We start from the raw sequence: 8,770 nt of genomic DNA, 5'->3' as shown, positions 1-8,770 counted from the left end.
TCGCAGAAGCCGGCCGAAGTCCGCATGGGCAACGGCAAGGGCAACCCGGAGTACTACGTGGCCGAGATCCAGCCCGGCAAGGTGCTCTACGAGATCAACGGCGTGCCCGAGGCCCTGGCTCGTGAGGCCTTCACGCTGGCTGCGGCCAAGCTGCCGCTGCGCTGCACGTTCGTGGCGCGCCAGGTCGGCGCCTGAGTCGGACGGAGAAACTGATATGAAAGCATCCGAACTTCGCACCAAGGACGTGGCTGCGCTGGAGCAGGAGGTCAAGGACCTGCTGAAGGCGCACTTCGGGCTGCGCATGCAGAAGGGCACGCAGCAGCTGACCAACACCTCCACTCTGCGTCGGACGCGCCGCGACATCGCGCGCGCCAAGACCGTGCTGACCGAGAAGAAGAAGGGGGCCGCGCAATGACGTCCACCGATAACACCGCCAAGAACACGCGCACGCTGGTCGGGCGCGTCGTCAGCGACCAACGCGCCAAGACGATCACGGTGCTGGTCGAGCGTCGCACCAAGCACGAGCTGTACGGCAAGATCGTCGGCCGCTCGCGCAAGTACCACGCGCACGACGAGAACAACGAGTACAAGCTCGGCGACGTCGTCGAGATCGCTGAAGGCCGGCCGATCTCGAAGACCAAGGCCTGGGTCGTGACCCGGCTGGTCGAGAAGGCCCGAGCGGTCTGAAGCCCACCTGCGTCGAGGGGCTTGTGCGGCCCTCGACACCGACGACCGGAGCGCTGGCAAGCTGGCGCCCGGTCGTTCCCGTTTTCGCGGCCCCATTTTCTGGAGAGACACCATGATCAAGGTTGGCGACAAGCTGCCCGCGGGCACGCTGCAGGAGTTCATCGAGGTCGAGGGCGAAGGGTGCTCGCTCGGCCCCAACGCCTTCGAGGTCGACAAGCTGACCGCGGGCAAGACCATCGCCCTCTTTGCGCTGCCGGGGGCCTTTACCCCGACCTGCTCGGCGCAGCATGTGCCGGGCTTCGTGAAGAATGCCGACGCCTTCAAGGCGGCCGGGGTCGACGAGATCTGGTGTGTGGCGGTCAACGATGCCTTCGTGATGGGCGCCTGGGGCCGTGACCAGAAGACGGCCGGCAAGGTGCGCATGATGGCCGACGGCAGTGCTGCCTTCGCCCAGGCGACGGGCCTGACGCTGGACCTGACGGCGCGGGGCATGGGGTTGCGGTCGCAGCGCTATTCGATGCTGGTGGTGGACGGTAAGGTCAAGACGCTCAATGTCGAGGCGCCGGGCAAGTTCGAGGTCAGCAACGCCGAGACGCTGCTGGCCCAGGCCCAGTCGGCATGAATCGCTGGATCGCCCGGTAGTGTCTCAGTTTGATTGCAACCGCCCTTGACCAGAGCGGAGAGCCTGCTAGCCTCGAAGCATGCCCAAGAAGGATCTCAACCAGCTTGCCAAGAGCATCGTGGACCAGGCGGTCGGTGACGCACCAAAGTTCATGACCGCTAAGCGCGAGGCTTCCCGCAAGGGTGGGCAGATCGGCGGTAAGAAGCGTATGGCGTCGATGACGGACGAGCAGCGCACAGCGCTCGCCATGAAGGGCGTGGCAGCACGAAAGAAGGCCCCGGCTGGTAAGGCCGGGGCCGGGTTGGTCAAGAAGTGATCAGTGGAAGAGTTCCATCTGATCCGGATACGAGCGGCAGTGTTCGCAGACGTTCTCCCACCGGCCGAACCGGAAGCGGACGTAAGCTCGCACATGGACGCCCTTGGGATGCATGCAGAAGTGCATGATTTGTCCTCAAGGATCGAGGGCAAATTTCGTCCCATCACCTCTCCAGAACGCTTAAAATCTGGGGTGTTCTAGTCGAACTGGTGGTGGGTGGCGCGAGCCCTGACCAACGCCAAAAACGCCTCAGCCCTAGCCGGCCGGGGCGTTTTACTTTGAGCCCTACTCGTCGGGCTTCGCACCCCCCTTCGCGTCGCTGCCGCTGATCGCGATCGTTGCGGGCGCGCCCTTGTAGATCATGGTGAAGATGCTGTTGGCCATCGTGAGCCAATTCGCTCGGTCTGCACCCTCCCATTGGGTTCCTGGGGCTGGAAGCGTCAGAAGGAGTCCCTGGATCAGCGGATGCTCGTGCCCACCGCCGCCGCCACCGCCCCCATTGCCGTTCTGCTTCTGCTTCTGCGGATCAGGTGGCGGCGGCGACGCCGGAGGCGCTTCTTGCCGCACAGAGGGCTTTACCAATCGGTCGGCCGCGGCGTCGAAGAATCCCGCTTGCTTCGCGCTGCGCATGAGCACTTGACGAGCCTTCTCTTTGACCTTGGCCCCGACTCCCATGGACTCGATGGCTCGCTCTAGGCCTGCCTGTGGCGGCAGGGGGCCGCCCTTGAACTGCTCGAACACCCGCTGATAAAGCGGGACAGCGAGGAAGGCAGCGACGCGAGCTGATCGCTCTAGCTGCGGGTCGGTCAACTGACGGCCTAGGTCGGTCAGACTGATACGCCCGCCGCGCTCGTAGCTGATCACGCCGAAGGTCTGTGCCGCTCCTATGCGCAACCGAAAGCCACCGCCCTTCGCCTCCATCTTCAACTCAGCCGCGAGCTGGTCGTAATCGCAGGCCGTGCCGCCAGCGCTGTGCACGCCCTTCACCACTTCGACGATTGAGTCCAGGTCTGCGTAGGGAAACGCGATCGTCGAGCGCTCACGCTCGTTCGATCCATCCCCCTCCTGTTTCAAGTCCGTGACGCTTTCCATGGGCACCTCCTGCCCATCGTGGGCTAGCACCGCAAGTCTAGCCGACAACTTACTCCGCCCGCAACTTTTCGGAGGCTATTTCTGCCTCAACTATTGCGGGTTTCTTTACTTTGGTTTATAGTTCAATTCAAGCGAGGACTTGAACGTGAACCGACTCCCCATCGAGAAGCGCGCCCAGATCATCGGTCTGCTGGTCGAAGGCATGTCGATGCGGGCCGTCACCCGGATCACCGGCGTCAGCATCAACACCGTCAGCAAGCTGCTGGAGGACGTTGGCCTGGCTGCCAACCTGTACCAAGCGCAGGCGCTGGGGAACTTGCCCTGCAAGCGCGTGCAGTGCGATGAGATTTGGGCCTTCTGCTACTCCAAGGAGAAGAACGTCGCGCCGGCCGAGAAGGGCGTTCTTGGCTTCGGCGACGTTTGGACGTGGACCGCCATCTGCGCTGACACCAAGCTGATCGCGTCGTATATGGTCGGCAAGCGGACTGCCGAGTACGCGCACGCGTTCATGAACGACCTGTCGCACCGTCTCGTCAGTCGGATCCAACTGACGACCGATGGCAACAAGGCCTACCTTGACGCGGTGCCCGAGGCCTTCCGCGAGATCGACTACGCGATGCTGGTGAAGATCTACGGTGAGGGCCCGAAGGAAGATCGGCGCCGCTACAGCCCGTCTGACTTCGTCCGTGCCGAGAAGCGCGTCGTCTCTGGCTCGCCTGATCTCACGCAGGCTTCCACCAGCTACGTGGAGCGGCAGAACCTGACGATGCGGATGGGCATGCGCCGCTTCACGCGGCTGACGAACGGCTTCTCGAAGAAGGTCGAGAACCTAGAGCACGCTGTCTCGCTGCACTTCCTGCACTACAACTTCGCTCGCATCCACAAGACGCTGCGTGTGACGCCGGCGATGGCCGCAGGCATCAGCGATCACGTTTGGTCGCTCGAAGAGATTGCCAACTTGGCGGCCTAGCTCTCAAGAAGCTGTGAATCGTGAGTCGGACTCTGCTTCTTGTTGGAGTCAGGCTGATGAGTGACGAAAGCAGTTACGGCAGACAGCACGGCCATGACGATCGCGCACGCGAGCCTAAAGCTTCCATAGAAGCCATCCGCGGCGGCAGCTACAAGTCTCGGTTCTCGTCCCATCGTCTGTCCTCCATCAGTTCCTTGCAGAACCTCAAAGCGCCGGCCATCAGCACGACACCACAGAGTAGTCCATCAGCATAAATCACAACCACTTCGATCTTGGTGATGATTCGAAAGATCTCGTCTGGGAAGGGGTGGATGCTGTGCAGCCAGTGCAACAGATATGACACCGCCCAACCGATAGTGAAGAAGGTTACGAAAATGATCGCTGTGCCGCACAAGTGAGCGATGAGGCCAACGACTGATTCGGAAAAGGTTCTTCGCTTTCGTCGGTCGTAAAACGCCATGCCCGCCCCGTGCTTTGCTTCTTGTTGGGCGATCATAGCGTTACACATCAGACTGAGGCACTACCGATCGCCCGGGTTCGTTGACAAGCGAACCTGGGCCGTAGATAATCCGCAGCTTCGCCGAAGGCCTGCTCGAGATCGCGGTGCCGCCAGTCCCAGCGCTGGCGGGCCGAACGCTCCGGAAGGCTCCGGTTTCGCCCCAAGCAAAGGCGCCCGCGATGCGGGGGTCGATGACGGGCCCAAGACTGACCGAGGCTCGCCGATGCGGGCTGCGGGACAAGTTGGGGACAGACAATGATTCAAATGCAATCGCGGCTCGATGTCGCGGACAACACGGGCGCAAAAAGCGTCATGTGCATCAAGGTGCTCGGCGGCTCCAAGCGTCGCTACGCCGGCATCGGCGACATCATCAAGGTCTCCATCAAGGAGGCCGCGCCGCGTGGTCGCGTGAAGAAGGGCGAGGTCTACAGTGCCGTCGTCGTTCGCACCGCCAAGGGCGTTCGCCGCCAGGACGGCTCGCTGGTCAAGTTCGATGGCAACGCGGCCGTCCTGCTGAACGCCAAGCTCGAGCCGATCGGCACCCGCATCTTCGGCCCGGTGACGCGCGAGTTGCGCACCGAGCGCTTCATGAAGATCGTGTCGCTGGCGCCTGAAGTCCTCTGATCGTCGGCGAGGAACCCATCATGAAGAAGATTCGCAAGGGCGACCAGGTCATCGTGCTGACCGGCCGCGACAAAGGCAAGCGCGGCGCCGTGTCGTCGCGCGTTGATGTCGACCACCTGCTGGTCGAGGGCATCAACGTCGTCAAGAAGCACGTCAAGCCGAACCCGCTGAAGGGCACGACTGGCGGCATCGTCGACAAGACCATGCCGATCCACCAGTCCAACGTGGCGATCTACAACCCGACGAGCGGCAAGGCCGACCGCGTCGGCATCAAGCTCCTGGAAGACGGCAAGAAGGTGCGCGTCTACAAGTCCAGCGGCGCAGAGATCAAGGCGTAAAGATCATGGCCAAACAGCAAGCCCCACAAGCCGCGGTCGCAGGTGCCCGCCTGCAGAAGATCTATCGCGAGGCGATCACGCCGGAACTCGTCAAGAAGTTCGGCTACAAGTCGGTGATGCAGGTCCCGCGCCTGACCAAGATCACGCTCAACATGGGCGTGAGCGAGGCGGTGTCGGACAAGAAGGTCATGGACAACGCCGTCGGCGACCTGACCAAGATCGCCGGTCAGAAGCCGGTGGTCACCAAGTCCAAGAAGGCGATCGCGGGCTTCAAGATCCGTGACGGCGTGCCCATCGGCTGCATGGTCACGCTGCGCGGTGTGCGCATGTACGAGTTCCTCGATCGCTTCGTCACGATCGCGCTGCCGCGCGTGCGCGACTTTCGCGGGATCTCCGGCCGGGCCTTCGATGGCCGCGGCAACTACAACATCGGGGTCAAGGAGCAGATCATCTTCCCCGAGATCGAGTACGACAAGATCGACGCGCTGCGCGGGATGAACATCAGCTTCACCACGACCGCCAAGACCGACGACGAATGCAAGGCGCTTCTCGCTGCATTCAAGTTCCCGTTCAAGAACTGAGGTGACCCGTGGCCAAGAAGTCCATCAAGCAGCGTGAGATGAAGCGCGAGGAGCTGGTCGCCAAGTTCGCGAAGAAGTACGCGGAGCTGAAGGCGATCATCGACGACGCGGGCAAGTCCGACGAGGAGCGTTACGTGGCGCGCCTCGCGCTGCAGAAGCTGCCGCGCAATGCCTACCCGAGCCGTCTTCGCAACCGCTGCGGCCTGACGGGCCGTCCGCGTGGCACGTTCCGGACCTTCGGCCTGGCGCGCAACAAGATTCGTGAACTGGCGTTCAAGGGCGACATCCCCGGTGTCGTCAAGGCCAGCTGGTAAGCCGGCACGCGAACGTACAGGAGAAAACCCATGAGCATGAGTGATCCCATCGCCGACATGCTGACCCGCATCCGCAACGCGCAGATGGTGGAGAAGTCGGTCGTCGTGATGCCCTCGTCGAAGCTGAAGGTCGCGATCGCCCAGGTCCTGAAGGACGAGGGCTACATCGACGCCTACGCCGTCAAGGGCGAAGCCGGCAAGCCGGAACTCGAGATCGGTCTGAAGTACTACGCCGGTCGCCCCGTCATCGAGCGGATCGAGCGCGTCAGCCGTCCGGGCCTGCGCATCTACAAGGGCCGCCACGAGATCCCGCAGGTCATGAACGGCCTGGGCGTGGCGATCGTGACGACGCCCAAGGGCGTCATGACGGACCGCAAGGCCCGCGCTGCCGGTATCGGCGGCGAGGTTCTTTGCTACGTCGCCTGACGCGAAGGAGCTGAACGATGTCTCGCGTTGGAAAAATGCCGATCGCCGTGCCCAAGGGGGTCGAAGTGGCCGTCACGGCCGAGCAGATCAGCGTCAAGGGCTCGCTGGGCACGCTGGTGCGACCGGTGAGCGGGCTGGTTGCGGTCAAGAATGATGACGGCCAGGTGAGTTTCGCGCCGGTCGATGAGTCGGTCGCGGCGAACGCCATGAGCGGCACGATGCGCGCGCTGGTGGCCAACATGGTCAATGGCGTCAGCAAGGGCTTCGAGCGCAAGCTGACGCTGGTCGGCGTGGGCTTCCGTGCCCAGGCGCAGGGCACGAAGCTGAACCTCCAGGTCGGCTATTCGCACCCGGTCGTGAAGGACATGCCGGCCGGCATCAAGGTCGAGTGCCCGACGCAGACCGAGATCCTCATCAAGGGTGCGGATCGCCAGGCGGTCGGCCAGATCGCTGCCGAGGTCCGCGCGATCCGTCCGCCCGAGCCCTACAAGGGCAAGGGCATCCGTTATGCCGACGAGAAGGTCTCTCTCAAAGAGACCAAGAAGAAGTAAGGAGCCGCACGATGTTGAACAAGCGAGATCAGCGCCTGCGCCGCTCCAGGCAGACCCGGACCCGCATCGCGCTGCAGAGCGTGGCGCGCCTGACGGTGTTCCGCTCGAACCTGCACATCTACGCCAGCGTCATTTCCGACGACGGCGAGAAGGTGCTCGTGAGCGCCTCGACGGCCGAGAAGGACGTGCGCACGCAACTCGGCGCCGCCGGTGGCAAGGGTGGCAATGCGGCCGCCGCCGCGATCGTCGGCAAGCGGATCGCCGAGAAGGCCAGGGCCGCCGGCATCGAGAAGGTCGCTTTCGACCGCGCGGGGTTTGCGTATCACGGCCGCGTCAAGGCGCTGGCCGAGGCCGCCCGCGAAGCCGGCCTGCAGTTCTGAGCCCGCTGAACGGCTCGGCAACGCTGCTGCACATCGAAGGAATCTGACATGGCCAAGTTCCAACCCCGCATCGCCGACGAAGGTCGCGACGACGGTCTGAAAGAAAAGATGATCCAGGTGAACCGCGTGACCAAGGTGGTCAAGGGCGGTCGCACCATGAGCTTCGCGGCGCTGACGGTGGTCGGCGATGGCGATGGCCGGGTCGGCATGGGCAAGGGCAAGGCCAAGGAAGTGCCGGTGGCCGTGACGAAGGCGATGGACGCCGCCCGCCGGGACATGATCAAGGTCAGCCTCAAGAACGGCACGGTCCATCACAACGTGACCGGCGAGCACGGCGCAGCCAAGGTGCTGCTGGCACCGGCAGTGGCCGGGACCGGCATCATCGCCGGCGGTCCGATGCGCGCGGTCTTCGAGGTCATGGGCGTCACCGATATCGTCGCCAAGAGCCTCGGCTCGTCGAACCCGTACAACATGGTGCGCGCGACCTTCGACGCGCTGCGTCGCTCGACCACGCCGTCCGAGGTGGCCAACAAGCGCGGCAAGTCGGTCGAAGAGATCCTGAACTGAGCCGCTGCCGGAGATCATCATGACGGATAAGAAGACGCTCAAGGTCAAGCTCGTGCGCAGCCCGATCGGCACGAAGACCTCGCATCGCGCGACCGTGCGCGGCCTCGGCCTGCGCCGGCTCAACAGCGAGTCGGTGCTCGAGGACACGCCGGCCGTGCGCGGCATGATCAACAAGATCAGCTATCTGGTGCAGGTGCTCTGAGGCGCCACGCCTCGCATCGAACCTGGAGAACATGACGATGGAACTCAACACGATCAAGCCGGCCGCAGGCGCCAAGAAGGCGCGTCGCCGCGTCGGTCGCGGCATCGGCTCGGGCCTGGGCAAGACGGCCGGCCGCGGCCACAAGGGCCAGAAGTCGCGCTCCGGCGGCTACCACAAGGTCGGCTTCGAGGGCGGCCAGATGCCGCTGCAGCGCCGGCTGCCCAAGCGCGGCTTCAAGTCGCTGACGCTCAAGTACAACGCCGAGATCTCGTTGTCCGACCTGCAAGGGCTGGCGGTGGACGAGATCGACATGCTGACGCTCAAGCAAGTGGGCCTGGTGGGTGAACTCGCCAAGGTCGTCAAGGTCATCAAGTCCGGCGAGCTGAGCCGCAAGGTGACACTCAAGGGCATCGGCGCGACGGCCGGCGCCAAGGCGGCGATCGAGGCGGCTGGCGGCTCGGTCGCCTGACGCAGACCGACGCTCGCGCCTTCACGGAATCCCTGCGTGGCAACCAACGCGAATCAACTGGCCAAGAGCGGCAAGTTCGGCGACCTGCGTCGCCGACTCGTCTTCTTGTTGCTGGCGCTCGTCGTCTATCGC

18 protein-coding genes are annotated in these 8,770 nt (G+C 63.8%); 16 read left to right on the top strand and 2 right to left on the bottom strand.

All coding sequences use genetic code 11. The annotated features are described in order from the left end of the window. From rplP to QZV97_RS19645, 5 genes are all read left to right on the top strand, one after another. Window positions 1-195 (top strand): 50S ribosomal protein L16 (gene rplP, locus QZV97_RS19665; protein WP_295646802.1); only part of this gene is annotated, 195 nt, incomplete at its 5' end. Between the two features lie 19 nt (window positions 196-214). Continuing rightward, window positions 215-415, top strand: coding sequence for a 50S ribosomal protein L29 (gene rpmC / locus QZV97_RS19660; RefSeq protein ID WP_295646799.1), 201 nt, complete (start codon window positions 215-217; stop codon window positions 413-415). Continuing rightward, window positions 412-687, top strand: a complete 276-nt coding sequence (rpsQ, locus tag QZV97_RS19655; RefSeq protein WP_295646796.1) for a 30S ribosomal protein S17 — start codon at window positions 412-414, stop codon at window positions 685-687. The genes rpmC and rpsQ overlap by 4 nt, the downstream gene beginning before the upstream one ends. A 112-nt stretch (window positions 688-799) precedes the next feature. Then, complete coding sequence (locus QZV97_RS19650) at window positions 800-1,309, top strand: peroxiredoxin (RefSeq protein ID WP_295646793.1); 510 nt, start codon at window positions 800-802, stop codon at window positions 1,307-1,309. 79 nt (window positions 1,310-1,388) lie between these two features. Continuing rightward, entirely contained in the window at window positions 1,389-1,625 is a 237-nt protein-coding gene (locus tag QZV97_RS19645; protein WP_295646790.1) for a hypothetical protein, read from the top strand. A gap of 285 nt (window positions 1,626-1,910) precedes the next feature. Here the strand turns inward: QZV97_RS19645 and QZV97_RS19640 are convergent, their stop codons facing one another. Further along, window positions 1,911-2,717 (bottom strand): hypothetical protein, encoded by an 807-nt coding sequence (locus QZV97_RS19640; protein WP_295646787.1) that lies wholly within the window; start codon window positions 2,715-2,717, stop codon window positions 1,911-1,913. A 145-nt stretch (window positions 2,718-2,862) separates the two neighbouring features. Here QZV97_RS19640 and QZV97_RS19635 point away from each other — a divergent pair, with 145 nt between their 5' ends. Continuing rightward, window positions 2,863-3,687, top strand: a complete 825-nt coding sequence (locus QZV97_RS19635) for an IS1 family transposase (protein ID WP_295646784.1) — start codon at window positions 2,863-2,865, stop codon at window positions 3,685-3,687. A 148-nt stretch (window positions 3,688-3,835) separates the two neighbouring features. On the opposite strand, the gene QZV97_RS19630 is transcribed toward QZV97_RS19635, so the two are convergent. After that, a complete protein-coding gene (locus QZV97_RS19630) occupies window positions 3,836-4,183 on the bottom strand; it encodes a hypothetical protein (RefSeq protein ID WP_295646781.1) in 348 nt (115 codons plus the stop codon). 258 nt (window positions 4,184-4,441) lie between these two features. Here QZV97_RS19630 and rplN point away from each other — a divergent pair, with 258 nt between their 5' ends. From rplN to rplO, 10 genes are read left to right on the top strand one after another with little or no spacing between them, the layout of a single operon-like run. Beyond that, a complete protein-coding gene (gene rplN, locus QZV97_RS19625; RefSeq protein ID WP_088286487.1) occupies window positions 4,442-4,810 on the top strand; it encodes a 50S ribosomal protein L14 in 369 nt (122 codons plus the stop codon). 20 nt (window positions 4,811-4,830) lie between these two features. Next, the gene (gene rplX, locus QZV97_RS19620) at window positions 4,831-5,148 is read left to right on the top strand and encodes a 50S ribosomal protein L24 (RefSeq protein ID WP_295646776.1); all 318 of its coding nucleotides are present in this window, start codon (window positions 4,831-4,833) and stop codon (window positions 5,146-5,148) included. A 5-nt stretch (window positions 5,149-5,153) separates the two neighbouring features. Beyond that, on the top strand, window positions 5,154-5,729 hold the full coding sequence (gene rplE, locus QZV97_RS19615) for a 50S ribosomal protein L5 (RefSeq protein WP_295646773.1): 576 nt from the start codon (window positions 5,154-5,156) through the stop codon (window positions 5,727-5,729). Window positions 5,730-5,737: 8 nt separating this feature from the next. Beyond that, window positions 5,738-6,043, top strand: coding sequence for a 30S ribosomal protein S14 (gene rpsN / locus QZV97_RS19610; protein WP_295646771.1), 306 nt, complete (start codon window positions 5,738-5,740; stop codon window positions 6,041-6,043). A gap of 30 nt (window positions 6,044-6,073) precedes the next feature. Beyond that, window positions 6,074-6,469 (top strand): 30S ribosomal protein S8, encoded by a 396-nt coding sequence (gene rpsH / locus QZV97_RS19605; RefSeq protein WP_295646768.1) that lies wholly within the window; start codon window positions 6,074-6,076, stop codon window positions 6,467-6,469. Between the two features lie 17 nt (window positions 6,470-6,486). Beyond that, on the top strand, window positions 6,487-7,020 hold the full coding sequence (rplF, locus tag QZV97_RS19600) for a 50S ribosomal protein L6 (protein WP_295646766.1): 534 nt from the start codon (window positions 6,487-6,489) through the stop codon (window positions 7,018-7,020). An 11-nt stretch (window positions 7,021-7,031) separates the two neighbouring features. After that, complete coding sequence (rplR, locus tag QZV97_RS19595; protein WP_295646764.1) at window positions 7,032-7,400, top strand: 50S ribosomal protein L18; 369 nt, start codon at window positions 7,032-7,034, stop codon at window positions 7,398-7,400. A 48-nt stretch (window positions 7,401-7,448) separates the two neighbouring features. Beyond that, window positions 7,449-7,967, top strand: coding sequence for a 30S ribosomal protein S5 (rpsE, locus tag QZV97_RS19590; protein WP_295646761.1), 519 nt, complete (start codon window positions 7,449-7,451; stop codon window positions 7,965-7,967). A 19-nt stretch (window positions 7,968-7,986) separates the two neighbouring features. Then, window positions 7,987-8,169, top strand: coding sequence for a 50S ribosomal protein L30 (rpmD, locus tag QZV97_RS19585; protein WP_295646759.1), 183 nt, complete (start codon window positions 7,987-7,989; stop codon window positions 8,167-8,169). Between the two features lie 37 nt (window positions 8,170-8,206). After that, window positions 8,207-8,638 carry a 50S ribosomal protein L15 gene (gene rplO, locus QZV97_RS19580; RefSeq protein WP_295646805.1) on the top strand — a complete coding sequence of 144 codons (432 nt, stop codon included), beginning with the start codon at window positions 8,207-8,209 and terminating at the stop codon, window positions 8,636-8,638. Window positions 8,639-8,770: the final 132 nt, after the last annotated feature.

The organism is uncultured Methylibium sp., assembly GCF_902826655.1.
In the GTDB taxonomy this organism is placed as follows: domain Bacteria; phylum Pseudomonadota; class Gammaproteobacteria; order Burkholderiales; family Burkholderiaceae_C; genus Methylibium.
This window is presented reverse-complemented; position numbering and strand designations above follow the sequence as displayed.